The organism is Devosia yakushimensis (assembly GCF_030159855.1).
Lineage (GTDB): Bacteria > Pseudomonadota > Alphaproteobacteria > Rhizobiales > Devosiaceae > Devosia > Devosia yakushimensis.
On record NZ_BSNG01000002.1, the window covers coordinates 226,141 to 241,055 of the forward strand.

General features: G+C 62.2%; 15 protein-coding genes. 8 read left to right on the forward strand and 7 right to left on the reverse strand.

The window, feature by feature from the left end:
- Window positions 1-46 precede the first annotated feature (46 nt).
- The 4 genes from QQL79_RS18310 to QQL79_RS18325 all read right to left on the reverse strand — a co-directional run bounded on the left by QQL79_RS18310 (window position 47) and on the right by QQL79_RS18325 (window position 3,463).
- The gene (locus QQL79_RS18310) at window positions 47-1,060 is read right to left on the reverse strand and encodes a L,D-transpeptidase family protein (protein ID WP_284393306.1); all 1,014 of its coding nucleotides are present in this window, start codon (window positions 1,058-1,060) and stop codon (window positions 47-49) included.
- Window positions 1,061-1,221: 161 nt separating this feature from the next.
- On the reverse strand, window positions 1,222-2,175 hold the full coding sequence (locus QQL79_RS18315; protein WP_284393308.1) for an acetyl-CoA carboxylase carboxyltransferase subunit alpha: 954 nt from the start codon (window positions 2,173-2,175) through the stop codon (window positions 1,222-1,224).
- Between the two features lie 167 nt (window positions 2,176-2,342).
- Window positions 2,343-3,257, reverse strand: a complete 915-nt coding sequence (xerD, locus tag QQL79_RS18320) for a site-specific tyrosine recombinase XerD (protein ID WP_284393309.1) — start codon at window positions 3,255-3,257, stop codon at window positions 2,343-2,345.
- Complete coding sequence (locus QQL79_RS18325; RefSeq protein ID WP_284393311.1) at window positions 3,254-3,463, reverse strand: histidine kinase; 210 nt, start codon at window positions 3,461-3,463, stop codon at window positions 3,254-3,256. Before QQL79_RS18325 ends, xerD begins: the two co-directional genes overlap by 4 nt.
- A gap of 170 nt (window positions 3,464-3,633) precedes the next feature.
- On the opposite strand from QQL79_RS18325, the gene QQL79_RS18330 reads away from it, so the two are divergent.
- Both QQL79_RS18330 and aroB read left to right on the forward strand, forming a co-directional pair.
- Window positions 3,634-4,212 carry a shikimate kinase gene (locus QQL79_RS18330; RefSeq protein ID WP_284393312.1) on the forward strand — a complete coding sequence of 193 codons (579 nt, stop codon included), beginning with the start codon at window positions 3,634-3,636 and terminating at the stop codon, window positions 4,210-4,212.
- An 11-nt stretch (window positions 4,213-4,223) separates the two neighbouring features.
- Entirely contained in the window at window positions 4,224-5,333 is a 1,110-nt protein-coding gene (gene aroB / locus QQL79_RS18335) for a 3-dehydroquinate synthase (protein WP_284393313.1), read from the forward strand.
- 122 nt (window positions 5,334-5,455) lie between these two features.
- Here aroB and QQL79_RS18340 read toward each other — a convergent pair whose 3' ends face one another.
- On the reverse strand, window positions 5,456-5,731 hold the full coding sequence (locus tag QQL79_RS18340) for a BolA family protein (RefSeq protein ID WP_284393315.1): 276 nt from the start codon (window positions 5,729-5,731) through the stop codon (window positions 5,456-5,458).
- 43 nt (window positions 5,732-5,774) lie between these two features.
- Between QQL79_RS18340 and QQL79_RS18345 the strand changes: the two genes are divergently transcribed.
- The 5 genes from QQL79_RS18345 to QQL79_RS18365 all read left to right on the forward strand — a co-directional run bounded on the left by QQL79_RS18345 (window position 5,775) and on the right by QQL79_RS18365 (window position 11,265).
- Window positions 5,775-6,404 carry a J domain-containing protein gene (locus QQL79_RS18345; RefSeq protein WP_284393316.1) on the forward strand — a complete coding sequence of 210 codons (630 nt, stop codon included), beginning with the start codon at window positions 5,775-5,777 and terminating at the stop codon, window positions 6,402-6,404.
- A 92-nt stretch (window positions 6,405-6,496) separates the two neighbouring features.
- Complete coding sequence (gene cobS / locus QQL79_RS18350) at window positions 6,497-7,480, forward strand: cobaltochelatase subunit CobS (RefSeq protein WP_284393319.1); 984 nt, start codon at window positions 6,497-6,499, stop codon at window positions 7,478-7,480.
- Window positions 7,481-7,615: 135 nt separating this feature from the next.
- Window positions 7,616-8,356 (forward strand): class I SAM-dependent methyltransferase, encoded by a 741-nt coding sequence (locus QQL79_RS18355; protein WP_284393320.1) that lies wholly within the window; start codon window positions 7,616-7,618, stop codon window positions 8,354-8,356.
- 15 nt (window positions 8,357-8,371) lie between these two features.
- Window positions 8,372-10,261, forward strand: a complete 1,890-nt coding sequence (gene cobT, locus QQL79_RS18360; protein WP_284393322.1) for a cobaltochelatase subunit CobT — start codon at window positions 8,372-8,374, stop codon at window positions 10,259-10,261.
- Complete coding sequence (locus QQL79_RS18365) at window positions 10,258-11,265, forward strand: esterase-like activity of phytase family protein (RefSeq protein WP_284393324.1); 1,008 nt, start codon at window positions 10,258-10,260, stop codon at window positions 11,263-11,265. Before cobT ends, QQL79_RS18365 begins: the two co-directional genes overlap by 4 nt.
- A gap of 65 nt (window positions 11,266-11,330) precedes the next feature.
- Here the strand turns inward: QQL79_RS18365 and QQL79_RS18370 are convergent, their stop codons facing one another.
- Both QQL79_RS18370 and rpmB read right to left on the reverse strand, forming a co-directional pair.
- Window positions 11,331-12,017, reverse strand: a complete 687-nt coding sequence (locus QQL79_RS18370; protein ID WP_284393327.1) for a queuosine precursor transporter — start codon at window positions 12,015-12,017, stop codon at window positions 11,331-11,333.
- Between the two features lie 133 nt (window positions 12,018-12,150).
- Window positions 12,151-12,435 carry a 50S ribosomal protein L28 gene (gene rpmB, locus QQL79_RS18375; protein WP_284393328.1) on the reverse strand — a complete coding sequence of 95 codons (285 nt, stop codon included), beginning with the start codon at window positions 12,433-12,435 and terminating at the stop codon, window positions 12,151-12,153.
- A 242-nt stretch (window positions 12,436-12,677) separates the two neighbouring features.
- On the opposite strand from rpmB, the gene QQL79_RS18380 reads away from it, so the two are divergent.
- A complete protein-coding gene (locus QQL79_RS18380; protein WP_284393329.1) occupies window positions 12,678-13,454 on the forward strand; it encodes a DUF3108 domain-containing protein in 777 nt (258 codons plus the stop codon).
- Window positions 13,455-14,915 lie beyond the last annotated feature (1,461 nt).

Consider the following 14,915-nt stretch of genomic DNA (forward strand, 5'->3'; position numbering starts at 1 on the left):
AAGCATGGTGCCGGCCACCAATTGCTCACGCAGATGTCGGGCCGGGTCAGCTGCGCTTCAAGGGCGGGAGGGGAACGGGGGCAACCTTGCCGCTCATCACCGGCACGATATCGGCATCCTTACCGCCGAACATATTACCCAATCCACCGAACAGGCCCGTGACGGCGCCATTGATCGCTTCGCCGCGCGCCTTGATGGCCGCCTGTTCATTGGCCTGGCGCTCGGCGGTGGCCTGGCCCTTGCCAATGGCCGCGGTGTCTGATGCCTGCAGTGCCAGCAATTGCGGGCTGCGATTGACCGGTGGGCAAGGGCCCAGCGCATCGAGCGGGGCTCGATTGTCGGCATTAAAGATGTAGCGGCCCTCGCAAACGTCCCAGACCGGCGGCGTCTTGGTCAGCTCGAAAATGTCGGAGCCTTCCTTGATATTGCGCCAGAAATCGAGATGGGGGCTAGCCGCGTTCTGCGCCAGCTTGGTGCTGCTCATGCGATAGGGCAGGATCTGGATCTGGAAGCTCGGATTGCCGCCCTTGAAGGTTTCGCGCGCCAGCGCATAGATTTCGGCGATGCCGGCATCGGTCATGGCAAAACAGCCGACCGACTTGCAGTCGCCATGTACCATCAGGTTGGAGCCGGTGCGGCCATGGGCGCGGTCGAACTTGTTGGGAAAGCCGACATTGAAGGCCAGGTAGTAGGAGGAGTTCGGGTTCATCAGGCCCGGCGTGATGGTGTAGAAGCCCTCGGGACTCTGATAATCGCCTTCCTTGACCTTGGGGCCGAGATCGCCGGAATAGGCGCAGATGGCATATTGCTTGAACAGCGCAAATTGGCCCGATTTGGTGCGCTTCCACACTTCAAGCACTTCTTCCTGCTTGAAGACGCGGATGACCATGGGCTCGGCGGGTGAAGAGCCGATGCGGGCCAGACCCGCCAGCGTTTCGCTCGACAATGGCCGGTTGGCTCTTTCATTGCCCGGCTTGACAAAGGTCGTGCAGGCGACGAGGCCGAAGGCCAGCCACACCATGATGATCAGCGAACAAATATTGCGCAGAAGCGTGGACACCGAGGGCCGCCAGATGATGCGATAACAATGGGTGACCCTTAGCGGGCCATAGTTACCGCAGCATGAGTAATCGCGGTGAACGTTTCCTTACCATGGCGAAGAATCGGCTGGAAGCGGGGGCATTCGCGCGAAGATGTGATGGAGACCGGGCGTTCCTGCGATCAGATCGCGGTGCCGATGGCCAGGAACTTCTCGCGGCGGTGCTCGCGGGTTTCCAGACGCCCCTTGCCGGCGAAATCGGCGAGGAACTTGTCGATGGCGGCGCTGGTGGAGGCCATGACCTGGTCGGGATGACGATGGGCGCCGCCGGTAGGTTCGGGAATGATGCCGTCGACGACACCGAAGGCCAGCAGATCGGCCGAGGTGATCTTCATCGTCATCGCAGCATCCTGCGCCTTGGCTGCATCTTTCCAGAGGATCGACGCGCCGCCTTCAGGCGAGATTACCGAATAGATGGCGTGCTCCAGCATCAGCACGCGATTGGTGGTGGCAATGGCAATCGCACCACCCGAGCCGCCTTCGCCGATGATGATGGCGAGGTTGGGCACGCCGAGTTCGAGCGACTTTTCGGTCGAGCGGGCAATGGCTTCGGCCTGGCCCCGTTCCTCGGCGCCGATGCCGGGATAGGCGCCAGCGGTATCAACGAAGGAGATGACCGGGATGTTGAAACGGTCAGCCATATCCATGATGCGGACGGCCTTGCGGTAGCCCTCGGGACGGGCCATGCCGAAATTATGCTTGAGGCGGCTTTCGGTGGAATTGCCCTTTTCCTGGCCGAGAATGGCGACGGGCTGCCCGTTGAAGCGGCCGAAGCCCGCCTGCACGGCGGCGTCCTCGGCAAATTTCCGGTCACCCGAGAGCGGGGTCCATTCGGTGATGAGGCCGGCCACATAATCGGAGAAATGCGGGCGCTGCGGATGGCGCGCAACCTGGGTTTTCTGCCAGGGCGTGAGCTTTTTGTAGATTTCGACCAGCGCCTCGTCGGCGCGGCTCGACAGGCGGTTGACTTCCTCATCGATGGACACAGCCTGGTCGGTCGCCGCCAGCGACTTGAGTTCGGCGATCTTGCCTTCAAGATCGGCTACCGGCTTTTCGAAATCGAGATAAGACTGCATCCCACCGCCCGTTTGGGGTCGTTTTGCTGCGACCGAAGAGGAAGGGGCTGCTCTTGCGCCCCAAAGTGGCCGGAAAGTGGCGACCGATCATCGCCGAGTCAAGACCACACCACCAATGCGCTTAATCGGTGCACATTTGGCTAACATTTCGTGGCACCAACAGCCACCTATTTCGCGGAATCGCTCAATGGGTGGTGCTGTTCGACGAGGCTCCGCAATTTCTCGTCAAGCACGTGGGTATAAATCTGCGTCGTCGAAATATCGGCATGGCCCAGCAGCATCTGCACCACCCGCAAATCCGCACCGCCGCCCAAAAGATGGCTGGCAAAGGCATGGCGCAGCACGTGCGGAGCGACCCGGGCCGAACTGATGCCGGCGCGGCCGGCCAGGCTCTTGAGATCACGGGCGAAGACCTGACGGGAAAGATAACCCTCGGCGCCGGTGGCGGGGAAAAGATATTGGCCGGGCTCCAGCGTCTTGAGATAGGCGCGGATGGCGTCGCGGGCGCGATCATTGACCGGCACGACGCGCTCCTTGTTGCCCTTGCCGGTAACGGTGATGAAACTGGCGTCGCGCATGACCGCGGAACGCTTGAGGCTCACCAGTTCGGAAACGCGCATCCCGGTGGCATAGAGCAATTCGAGCAGCAGGTAGAGACGGAGGGCGGCCGCCTGTTTTTGCGGCGAGGCGGTCGCATTGGTCTCGGCTTCGGCTGTGGCAAGGAGCTTGTCCACTTCGGCGACCGACAGCACTTTGGGTAGGGCGCGGCGGCTCTTGGGGCTGGCCACGATGCGGGTGGGATCATCCTCGCGCAGGTTATCGGCACAGAGGAAGCGGTGGAACTGGCGGATCGCTGAGAGCCGACGGGCGCTGGAGGATGCAGAGAGCCCCTGAGTCCGCAGATCATCGAGATAGGCGGTGACGGTTTCGCGTGGAAGGGTGAGCAGGGTCTGCTTATGCGCCTTGGCGAAGCCGGCATAGTCGACGAGGTCGCGGCGATAGGCCTCGATGGTGTTTTTGGCGGCCCCGCGCTCTGCGCTCATCATCTCGAGGAAGGCGCCGATGAGATGATCCCCGCTCATGGCGTGGGCGTCTCATCGGCCGGCGGGGTGGCGGGCGCCTGACCGGGCAGGGTGGGTTCGCCGCCGCCCAGCAGATCACGCTGGGGAATGCGGATGGTAGTTTCCTTGGGATTGGGCTGCACATAGGCGACAAGCGCGATCATGCCGCCATAGACGAGGCCGGCGAGAAACAGCAGGATGATGATCAGGCGGATGAGCGTAGGCATGGCGATCCGGCGTCTGTCTTTTCTTAAAACTGCCCGCAAATGGTTTCCATCTGGTAGGCATAAGCCAATTTGCCGGTTTTGCCCTCACCGAAATGACGGAGAGGCCTTCCTGTTCTTGACAGGCGGGACCCGGACGGCTTGATAGCCCCCAGACAGCTTTGGAGCCCCAATTGAGCCGATCCGATCCGGCAAAGCGGCAGGCCCGTGCCGAAGAACTTGCTACCCTCCTGGCTGGCAGGCCAATCGTGCTGGTCGGCATGATGGGGGCGGGTAAGACGACCGTGGGACGGCGGCTGGCTGCCAAGCTCAACCGGCTGTTTCTCGATAGCGACGAGGAAATCGAGAAGGCCGCGCAGATGAGCATTCCCGAGATTTTCGAGCAACGGGGCGAGCCCGAATTCCGGGCGGGCGAAACCCGGGTCATTGCCCGGGTGCTCAAGGACAAGGACATCGTGTTGGCGACCGGTGGCGGGGCTTTCGTCAACGCCGAAACGCGGACATTGGTCAATGCCGAGGCGATCTCGGTGTGGCTCAAGGCCGAGGCCGATATTTTGTTCGAGCGGGTGTCACGGCGCTCCAACCGGCCCCTGCTCAAGACGGCCAATCCCCGCCAGACACTCGAAACGCTGATCACCGAGCGCTACCCTATCTATGCCGATGCCCATGTGACCGTGCTGTCGCGCGATGTGCCGCAGGATGTGGTGGCGGGCGACGTGATCGAGGCCGTGCTGGCCCATCTCAAGAACTAGGATTTTCGATCATGGCCGATATCGCCCACAAGGTTCACGTTGCTCTGGGGGAGCGTGCCTATGACATTCTGATCGGGGATCGGCTGCTCGACGATGCCGGGGCGATCCTGGCCGAGCGGTTCCCAGGGCGCCGCTTTGGCATCATCACCGATGAAACCGTCGCCAAGGCACAATTGCCCAGGCTGATCGCTTCGCTTGATGCGGCGGGGTTGGGTCATAACGAAATCGTGTTGCCGGCGGGCGAGGGCACCAAGGGCTGGCCGGGGCTGCAGGCGGCTGTCGAGGGCATATTGGCAGCGCGGCTGGAACGCGGCGATCTGGTAATCGCGCTGGGCGGCGGGGTGATCGGCGATCTGGCTGGGTTTGCTGCTTCGATTGCGCGGCGTGGCATGGATTTCGTGCAGATGCCGACTTCGCTTTTGGCGCAGGTGGATAGTTCGGTGGGCGGCAAGACCGGAATCAATTCGCCGCATGGCAAGAATTTGATCGGGGCGTTTCATCAGCCCAAGCTGGTGCTGGCGGACCTGTCGACGCTCGATACGCTGGCGCCACGGCAATTTGCCTCGGGTTATGCCGAGGTGGTCAAATATGGGCTGATCGACGACGAGGACTTCTTCTTCTGGCTCGAGGAAAAGCGCGAAGAGATTTTTGCCGGCGGGCCGGCGCGGGGCGAGGCGATTGCCCGGTGCTGTGCGCACAAGGCCCGGGTGGTGATCGAGGACGAGAAAGAGCTGGGCGTTCGGGCACTGCTCAATCTGGGGCATACTTTTGGGCATGCCTTGGAAAAGGACACCGGCTATTCCGAGCGCCTCCTGCATGGCGAGGGGGTCAGTATCGGCATGGTGCTGGCGCATGGTTTTTCGGCCAGGCTGGGCCTCGCGCCGAGCCAGGATACCGGGCGGATTGCGGCGCATTTGAAAAGCGCGGGCCTGCCAACCCTATTGGGTGATATCGAAGGCGGCGTCGGCGCGACCGAGACGCTGATGGCGGCCATTGCGCAGGACAAGAAGGTTTCGCGCGGGGCGTTGACATTTATTCTGACGCGCGGCATCGGCAAGGCCTTCATCGAAAAGGGTGTGGCGCCGGAGGCGGTGTCGGCGTTTCTGGATGAGATGCGGTAGGTCTTTCTCTGTGCCTCTGGCATAGAATGGTGCAGAACCCCTCACCCTGATCATTCTTCTGAACGAAGAAAGATCGGTCCCTCTCCCGCAAGGGCGAGGGGAGGTTCGGCGGCTCGGCGCGATCAGTCAAAAGGCCCATCGCTGGGCAAAACATCGATGGCCAGGGCGTGGACGCGGTCTTTGAGTTCGGTTTGCAGCGCGTCCATGACGGCGCGGTGTTGCGCGACGCGGCTTAGCCCGTCAAAATGACGGGTCGCGATTCTGACACGAAAATGGGTTTCACCACCCTCCCGCCAGCCGGCGTGACCGTGATGCTTGTTCGACTCGTCGATCACATCGAGGAAAACGGGGGCAAACTTATCGGTGAGCTTGGCTATGATGGTCTGTCTGGCGGACATCGTGGCAGGTTCCTTTGGTTTATTGGCAAGTAACTAGGCGAGAATGAAACTGCAATCCAAGCTGTTCGATAACATTCGCATCAGGCCGCGGCGGGAAGAAAAGCCCGCGCCGGTGGAGCAGGTCTGCGACTGGGAAGGCTGCGAGGAGCCCGGGACCTACAAGGCGCCCAAGGGTCATCGCAGCGAGGGCCAGTACCACCATTTCTGCCTTGAGCATGTGCGGCACTACAATACCGCCTTCAACTTCTTCGCCGGCATGGAGAAGGACGAGCTGGAGGAGGCACTGCACGCCCCGCCCAAGGCCGAGACCCGCAAGAGCTTTGCCACTGGGCAGGCTGGGGCGCGCAATTCGCGGGCGGCCAACACAGCCGGCCTGCGCCCCGGCGACAAATATGGCGATCCGTTTGGCGTTTTTGCGCGCTATCGCCACCGCCAGGCACAGACCCCGGCCTCCGAGCGGGTGAAGCCCCTGCATGAGCAGGACCGGCGGGCGCTGGAAACGCTTGGTATTATGGGCCATGTCAAATCGGACGAGATCAAGCGGGCCTATAAAACCCTGGTCAAGATCCATCACCCCGATGCCAATGGCGGTGACAAATCTTCCGAGGACCGGCTGCGGGCGATTATCGCGGCCTATTCGCATCTCAAGAAGACCGGCTTCGTCACACGGTAGACGGCTACCCCCTTAGTCACATAGCTGCTATAGAGCGCCCGTCTTTCCTCTATCCCGCCTCGATTTTCTCTCCTTTCTGCAAGAGCCCTCCGATGAGTGAATTCAGCAATCTGCCCGACACCGACTACAAGGCCCGGGACCTGTTCGGGATCGATACCGACATGGTGGTCAAGGGCTATGCCGAACGCACCAGCCATGTGCCGCCGGTCGATCCGGATTACCTGTTCGACCGCAATACCACCCTGGCGATCCTGGCGGGCTTTGCCTTCAATCGCCGTGTCATGGTGCAGGGCTATCACGGCACGGGTAAATCGACCCATATCGAGCAGGTCGCGGCGCGGCTGAACTGGCCGCTGGTGCGCGTGAACCTCGATAGCCATGTGTCGCGTATCGATCTCGTCGGCAAGGACGCGATCGTGCTCAAGGATGGCAAGCAGATCACCGAGTTCCGTGACGGTATTCTGCCCTGGGCGGTGCAGAACAATGTCGCGCTGGTGTTTGACGAATATGATGCGGGCCGGCCCGACGTGATGTTCGTGATCCAGCGCGTGCTCGAAGTTGCCGGCCGGTTGACCCTGCTCGACCAGAACCGGGTGATCGTGCCGCATCCGGCTTTCCGGCTGTTTGCGACCACCAATACGATCGGGCTGGGCGATACGTCCGGGCTTTATCACGGCACCCAGCAGATCAACCAGGGCCAGATGGACCGCTGGAGCTTGGTGACGACGCTCAATTATCTGCCGCACGACAAGGAAGTCGGCATCGTTCTGGCCAAGAACAAGGCCTATGGCGAGACCGAAAAGGGCAAGAAGCTTATTTCCAATATGGTGCGGCTGGCCGACCTCACGCGTCAGGCTTTCATCAATGGCGATCTCTCCACCGTGATGAGCCCGCGTACGGTGATCACCTGGGCCGAGAATTCGCAGATTTTTGGCGGCGATGTCGGCTTCTCGTTCCGGCTGACCTTCCTCAACAAATGCGACGAGCTCGAGCGCCCCGTGGTGGCCGAATTCTATCAGCGCGTGTTCGGGGAAGACCTGCCCGAGTCGTCGGCCAATCTGGCGGTGACGGCTTAACCTCACACCCTCCGGGTCATTCCTGCAGATGCGGGAACCTCCGTTTGGGGGTGCTTCAGCAAAACAGGGGTTCCCGCTTGCGTGGAAATGCCCCTGTGAACGGGGAGCCCACGCGCTTCTGCAGCGGATTGCATGATGGCCCAGAATATCTATGACGACGCCAAATTCTTCGAGGGCTACAGCCAGTTCCCGCGCTCGCGCCAGGGACTGGCTGGGGCTCCCGAATGGGCGTCGCTCAAAGCCATGCTGCCGGACCTGAGGGGGAAGCGCGTGCTCGATCTCGGATCGGGCTTTGGTGCGTTCTGCCGCTTTGCGGTGGAGGCCGGCGCCGCCGAGGTCGTGGGCGTCGATCTCTCGGAAAAGATGATCGCCAGCGCCAAGGAGCGTGGACCGGGTCTGCCCATTCGCTATGAGCAAGCCGATCTTGAGACCTATGTGCCCCAGGCGGGGGCTTATGATGTCGTGTTCTCCTCGCTGGCGGTGCATTACCTCAGTGACTTCGACGCTTTTGCACGCAAGGTCAGCGATGGGCTGGTGCCGGGTGGCGCCTTCGTCTTTTCGATGGAGCATCCGATCTTTGCGGCGCGCGGGGAGCCCGAATGGCTCGAGGCGGATGGCAAGCGGGTCTTTGCACTCAGCGACTATGCGCGCGAGGGCGAACGGGTGACCAATTGGGTGGTCGAGGGCATCGTCAAATACCATCGCAAGATGTCGACCATGGTAACAGCATTGCTGGTGGCGGGCTTTGTCATTGACGCCATGGATGAATGGGCGCCTAGCCAGGACGACCTCAAGGCCATGCCCGGCCTTGCCGATGAAATCATCAGGCCGATGCTGCTGCTGATGGCAGCGCATAGACCAGACCAAGAACACTAAGCCGGACCGCTTTTCATGGCACAGATACCGCGCAGCAAAGCCAACAAGCCCGACCAGACCCAGGTCTTCAAAGCGGCCATGGGTGCAACCGTGCGAGCCATTGGCGGCAAGGCGGACCTGGAGGTGAGCTTCACCTCGGACCGGCCGCTCTTGACCAGCGACAAGGCGCGGCTGGCCAATTTGCCACGCCTGCCCACCAAGCGTGACGTGGCCATTGCCCGCGGGCAGGGCGACGCGATGGCGATGCGGCTGGCCAGCCATGATCCCGAAACCCACCGCAAGCGCAGCCCGATGGACCCGATGGCCCGCGCCGCGTTCGATGCGCTGGAACAGGCTCGCGTCGAGGCCCTGGGCTGCGTGCGCATGCCGGGCATGATCGGCAATATCGGGGAAATGCTGGAAGACCGGCTGTTCCGCGCCAATTTCGCCGAGGTCGAGGACAAGGGCGATGCGCCTATTGCCGAGGCCCTGGGCCTGTTGTTGCGCGAAAAGCTGGCTGGTGTGCCGGTGCCGCCTTCCGGGCATGCGCTGGTCGATCTGTGGCGCAAGGAGATCGAGGACAAGGGCGGCAAGTCGCTCGACGAGCTTTTGACGCGCTATGAGAACCAGGACGAGTTCTCCAAGGCCGCCAAGGCGCTGTTGCGCGACCTCAACCTGGTGCCCGAAAGCGAGCTGGATGACCCCGATTCCTCCGATGAGGAAACGGACGACAACCAGGAGCCCGATGACGGGGACAGTTCGGACAAGGCGCCGGAGCAGGGCGAGGGCGAGAACGACAGCTCGGATGCCGACCAGGACGAGCAGGCTGGCGAGAGCGAGGATACCGGCGACGTCGAAGGCATGGAATCGGACATGGCCGATACCGATGAGGACGCGGCCGCCGAAGCCGGCGAAGACGCGCCCATGCCCCCGCCGGCCAAGGATGGGGGGGAGCGCCTCTCCAACCAGTTCCAATACAAGGTCTTCACCACCAAGTTCGACGAGATCGTCAAGGCGGCCGAATTGTGCCCGCCCGACGAGCTGGATCAGTTGCGGGCTCTGCTCGACAAGCAGTTGGAGAACCTGGCGGGCGCGGTGGCGCGGCTGGCCAACAAGCTGCAGCGGCGGCTGATGGCCAAGCAGAATCGCAGCTGGCAGTTTGACCTCGAAGAAGGCCTGCTGGATACGGCGCGGTTGACGCGCGTGGTGACCGACCCGATGCAGGCTTTGAGCTTCAAGGTCGAGAACGACACCGATTTCCGCGATACGATTGTGACGCTGCTGATCGACAATTCCGGCTCGATGCGCGGGCGGCCGATCACCATTGCGGCGATCTGCGGCGATATTCTTGCCCGCACGCTGGAGCGGTGTGGGGTCAAGGTCGAGATTTTGGGCTTTACCACCCGCGCCTGGAAGGGCGGCAAGAGCCGCGAGGCGTGGCTGGAGGCCAATCGGCCAGCCAATCCGGGGCGCGTCAATGATGTGCGCCACATCATCTATAAGGCAGCGGACGAGCCGTGGCGGCATGCGCGGCGCAATCTGGGCCTGATGATGCGCGAAGGCCTGCTCAAGGAAAATATCGACGGCGAGGCGCTGGAATGGGCGCGCAAGCGACTGATGGCGCGGCCGGAAGCTCGGCGCATCCTGATGGTGATTTCCGATGGCGCGCCGGTTGATGACAGCACGCAATCGGTCAATGCCGGCAATTATCTGGAAGCCCATTTGCGGCAGGTGATCGAAGATATCGAAACGCGCTCGCCCATTCAGCTGGTGGCGGTGGGCATCGGGCATGACGTGACGCGGTATTACCGCCGGGCGGTGACGCTGCTCGATGCGGAAGAGCTGGCCGGGGCGTTGACCGATGAGCTGGCGGCCTTGTTCGATGAGGAGCCTCCTGCCCAATCACGCCGGCGCGGCCGCGGATGAGATTGCTGCTTGCTGTCGGGATCGCGGCGCTGCTGGCGGGAATACAGCCCGCCGCAGCCGCCGAGGTGACCGTCAGCGCCGTCCAGATCACCCGCTTCAAGGATAGCGCGCTCGACCAGGGCGTGGATAAGTTGATCTGGCGGGGCGGCATCGCTCTCGTCAGCCAGGAAGATACGTTTGGCGGCCTCTCCGGGCTGACCTTTACCGGCGCCGATGGCCTTGTGGTCTTTGTCAGCGACCGGGGCAATTTCGTTTCGGGGCGATTGGCCTATGACGATGCGGGCAGGCTTTTCGGCCTCTTGGGCGTCAGCATCGAGGCCATGCGCAATTCCAAGGGCGATCCCCTGCCCCGGCAATATGCCAGGGATGCGGAGGCGGTCGACACGGTCTATCGCGACGGCGTGCCGGTGGCGGTGCGGGTGGGGTTCGAGCATCTGACGCGGGTTGCCGATTTTGCGCTCGCCAATGGCGTGCCGGGTGGTCCGGCGCGCGAGGTAGCGATCCCCGATTGGCTGAGCGGCTTGCGGAGCAATGAATCGCTGGAATCGGTCTGCATTGCGCCGCCGGGATCACCGATCGCCGGCTCGACATTGCTGCTCACCGAGGGCGAACTCGATGCCGACGGTAATCATCGTGGTTGGTTGCTGGGGCAGAAGGACAAGGGACCGGTCAGCTATCGCTCGAGTGGGGCGACCAAGCCCACGGAATGCGCTTTCCTGCCCAATGGGGATCTTTTGGTGCTGGAACGCGGCGTGTCGTTCCTGACCTTTTCCATGGCGCTGCGTCGTGTCCCGGCAGCGGAAGTGCGGGCGGGCAATGTGATGGCGGGCGAGGTGTTGCTGACGGCCGGCGGCGGGGAGGTCGACAATATGGAATCGATGGCGGTTTACACCGCTCCCGATGGCGAGACGCGGATCGTCATCGGGTCGGATAACAACTTTAATGACTGGCAGCGGAGCTTGCTGCTGGAGTTTGGGTTGCCTGAGGCGCCGATACGGCGGTGATGCCGGCTTGCAAGCCGCCTCGGCACCTCAGTGCTCACCGCCAGATCAGGTAGGTATTATTGTCGTCAGGCTCGCGCCCCAAGCGGTGGCAGGGGCATGATGCGGCCCATGAGCGCCCGATAGGGGGCGAGCAGCAGCAGGGCGGCGAGGAATTTGACCAGGAAATCGCCGGAGGCTAGCGAAATCCAGAGGGGGACTCCGGGGCCGATGCCGAGCCATGGCGCGGGGAAGGCGAGCGAGCCATCTTCAATGCCGAAGAGCAGATCGATGCCGGCCAAGGCAGGCGCAAAGGCGACTGAAAAAAAGATCGTGGTGTCGATCAGCGAGCCGAAGAGTGAGCCGGCGAGCGGGGGCAGATACCAGGCCCTGGCGGCGCGCAGGCGCGAGAAGATGGCGATGTCGAGCAATTGGCCGACGAGGAATGCCGCCGCCGAGGCCAGCGCGATGCGCTGAGTGGTCGCGGAACCGCCCTGGGGATTCCAGGGCAGGGGATGGTAGCTCAGATAGAAGGAGAGCCCCAGGCCGACCAGAAAGCCCACCAGCACGACAAGCCGGGCATTGCGCGGGCCGTCATAGCGGTTGGTGAGGTCGGTGACGAGGAAGGCAAAGGGGAAGGTGAAGGCGCCCCAGGTCAACAGGTCGGCCAGATTGACGGGGCCAAGCTGGACCTGGAGGGGGTAAAGCACCAGAACATTGGACGCGGCGACGACCACGACCATGGCGGCAATGGCCGCCAGGAAACGAGCAAGCATCAGAATGCACCTCTATATGGCTGCGGTTCGGCAATAGACCGAAGCAGCGGATTTGTTCTGGCCAGTATAGCGCAAAACAAAACCGCGTGGATAAGCCATCCACGCGGTCAATTCATGGGGTCGGCCGGTTCGCTTAGGCAGCGAGGGCGGCGCGAACTTCCTTCTTGATGCCCAGGGCAAGAGGGGACAGATCGGCATCGTCCTGCTTGAGCAGGAAGGCATCGAGGCCGCCGCGGTGCTCGACCGAACGCAGGGCAGAAGCGGTGATGCGGAGCTTGACGGGGCGGTTGAGCGCGTCCGAGATCAGCGTCACGTTCAGCAGGTTCGGGAGAAAGCGGCGGCGGGTGCGGTTGAGAGCGTGGCTGACATTGTTGCCTACCATTACGCCCTTGCCGGTCAGTTCACAGCGACGTGCCATTTGGGATATCCTAATTTGTGTAAAGGTCCTGCGTGGCGGCTAATCCCGCGACGGGCCTCGATTGTTGTGAAATCTGGGGGCTCTTTAGAGAAAACGGGGGGGTACGTCAAGACGACAGGGGCCGTAACCGCCGTGATTGCCTTGCATGGGCCACAAGGGCGCGGCAATTTCAAGGTAACAAGTGATTCGCTGCCGGCGTCCGGGCCTGCCTGCTCGCCCCCAAGTGTTGAGACGACGCGCCCTTGACCTATTTCCGTTCCGCCCTCGCTGCAATGGCCCTCATGGCCTCCACCCCGGTTCTGGCCCAGCAGGTCGATGCCGGCGCCAGTTATGTATTGACCCTGGGCGGCATCAACATCGCCATGATGGATGTCGAGCTCAGCGATAATGGATCGCGCTACGCGCTCGATCTTTCCGCCAATGTGGCGGGGATGGGAGCGATCGTCGCCAGCGGCACGGCCAGCGCCCATGCCTCGGGCAGCTCGAGCAATGGGCTGGTGTCGCAGGCGTTTAACCTCAAGACGCGGGCCAATGGCGAGTCGTTTGGCGTCGATGTGTCCTATGCGGGTGGGGCGGTCAGCGCATTCAAGGTCGAGCCGCCCATCGTGGATACCCATGACAGAGTGCCGCTGGAGCGCCGGCACCTGAGCGGGGTGGGCGATTTCCTCTCGGCTTTCGTGGTCAAGGGTGGCGCGCTCGACAAGGGGCTTTGCCAGCGCAAGCTCAATATCTTTACCGGCGTCGAGCGCTTCAATCTCGCCATGAGCTATGCCGGGGAGGATGAGGCTACCTCGCCACGCACGGGCTATCAGGGCCCGGTGGTGGTGTGCAGCCTCGACTATCAGCCGATCTCGGGGCATTTCACTGAATCGGAAATCACCAATTACCTGGCCGATACCAGCCGCATCCTGATGTGGTATGCGCCGTTGGGCGAGACGGGCTATTTCGTGCCCTATCGCGTGCTGGTGGGCACCAATATGGGTGATCTCTCCATGGTGATGACCAATATGCGCAAATAGAGCTTCGCCGCCGGGCCGTCCCGTTTCGATACGGTCAACGGCTTTTTTGCCAAAAATGCCGCCCGGGATCGGGCATTTTGCGGGGACCGTGCTGTTAAACCAGTGTGGTCCCTATGCTTTTTGCGGTTAGGGTTTTGTTTATCTCTGACGGCAAAGTGGCGATTTTTACCGCTTGGTGATGGAAATGAATGGCCCGGAGGCTGATTGCCGGGCGGGAGCCCCGGCCGGTTTGTCGATTGTGGGCGCGGGGCGGTCGGGTCCACCAGATATTGTGTGGAACAAAGCGGCATTGAGCGATTCTCCGTGATTCTTTCTGCGTTCGTTCCGGTTTTGGTTCGAAGGTTACAGCGGAGAGCGGTAGGGGCACCGAATTGTGCCGTTTCGGGACGTGCGCAAGCGCCGCCTGTGCCGCGGTTGTCGGATAGACGGACGGACCCCGAGACCAGATTCGCCTCGTGAGTAAATGAATATGAGGCGCAACTTGCCTCGGGGTGCCGGGCCTTGGTCGGAAGGCAGCATCGCGACCCCAACAGGTGACCTTGGCCCTCCTGCCCGCTGATCCGTCTGCGCATCCCGGAGCAAGGCGCGACCCCCGCTCCCCCGGCTGGCATCCGGACGCCGGTCGCTGCAGCGCCGCCCGTGTTCCGGATGATGGATGGATGATGCCACGGGATTTTGGAAGGGGGATAAGATGGGTAAGTCGGAGGGTTGTGCGTGTGGCCCACCCCACCCTCATTGCCTCGTGTTTACTTTGAACTAGTCCCACCCACGACGTCATTCCGACGAAGGCCGGAATCCGTGCCGTGAAACATCCGGCAACACCGTGGTTGTGGGAGCATGCGGACATGGATTCCGGCCTTCGCCGGAATGACACCGCATTCTTGAATGCGCCCCGAGTAAACACTCCCCCATCATGGTGAGGGGGAGGGCCAGGGAGGGTGACTGGCCGCAAGCTGGAGCCCGGCAGTCTGCCCTGGCCGCAGAACCCCCACCCTCGGTCCCTCCCCTCAAGGGGGAGGGAGGCGATGAACCGATGGCTCAGTGTTTAGGAGCAGATACCTCCTGTCCCGGCTTGGGACGGTCAATGGGAAAATTGTCAATGCGGGGAGCGGAAAGGCCGGGGCGAGCGGGGCGGAAAGGTCGAGGAGGAGGAAATTCTTGCCCTTGGGTCTCTTTACGCTTGCTTCATGAAGACGCGGAAATTGCCGATTTTTATCGTTTGGTAGGGGAGTTGAACGGGAAAATCGCGCCTGGCGCCGATAGGATCAGTCATTATGCCGCTCTGGTAGCCAGCGGCTGGATTGCCCACTAGGTCTAGTAGGGAACAAACCCGGATTCAGTGAGTCGCGCCGATTCGGTTCTGTTTCGTTCGCTTCATGTTCCGCGCATTAACCGGGATGACAATTGTGTGGCAAGGGCTGTCCTGTTGCGGGACAGCCAATAGCGGGCTCGCAACCGGAT

Coding starts and splice junctions, on each gene's coding strand:
- QQL79_RS18315 (WP_284393308.1), bottom strand. CDS start 2,175: ATGCAGTCTTATCTCGATTTCGAAAAGCCGGTAGCCGATCTTGAAGGC.
- xerD (WP_284393309.1), bottom strand. CDS start 3,257: ATGAGCGGGGATCATCTCATCGGCGCCTTCCTCGAGATGATGAGCGCA.
- QQL79_RS18325 (WP_284393311.1), bottom strand. CDS start 3,463: ATGCCTACGCTCATCCGCCTGATCATCATCCTGCTGTTTCTCGCCGGC.
- aroB (WP_284393313.1), top strand. CDS start 4,224: ATGGCCGATATCGCCCACAAGGTTCACGTTGCTCTGGGGGAGCGTGCC.
- QQL79_RS18340 (WP_284393315.1), bottom strand. CDS start 5,731: ATGTCCGCCAGACAGACCATCATAGCCAAGCTCACCGATAAGTTTGCC.
- QQL79_RS18345 (WP_284393316.1), top strand. CDS start 5,775: ATGAAACTGCAATCCAAGCTGTTCGATAACATTCGCATCAGGCCGCGG.
- cobS (WP_284393319.1), top strand. CDS start 6,497: ATGAGTGAATTCAGCAATCTGCCCGACACCGACTACAAGGCCCGGGAC.
- QQL79_RS18355 (WP_284393320.1), top strand. CDS start 7,616: ATGGCCCAGAATATCTATGACGACGCCAAATTCTTCGAGGGCTACAGC.
- cobT (WP_284393322.1), top strand. CDS start 8,372: ATGGCACAGATACCGCGCAGCAAAGCCAACAAGCCCGACCAGACCCAG.
- QQL79_RS18365 (WP_284393324.1), top strand. CDS start 10,258: ATGAGATTGCTGCTTGCTGTCGGGATCGCGGCGCTGCTGGCGGGAATA.
- QQL79_RS18370 (WP_284393327.1), bottom strand. CDS start 12,017: ATGCTTGCTCGTTTCCTGGCGGCCATTGCCGCCATGGTCGTGGTCGTC.
- rpmB (WP_284393328.1), bottom strand. CDS start 12,435: ATGGCACGTCGCTGTGAACTGACCGGCAAGGGCGTAATGGTAGGCAAC.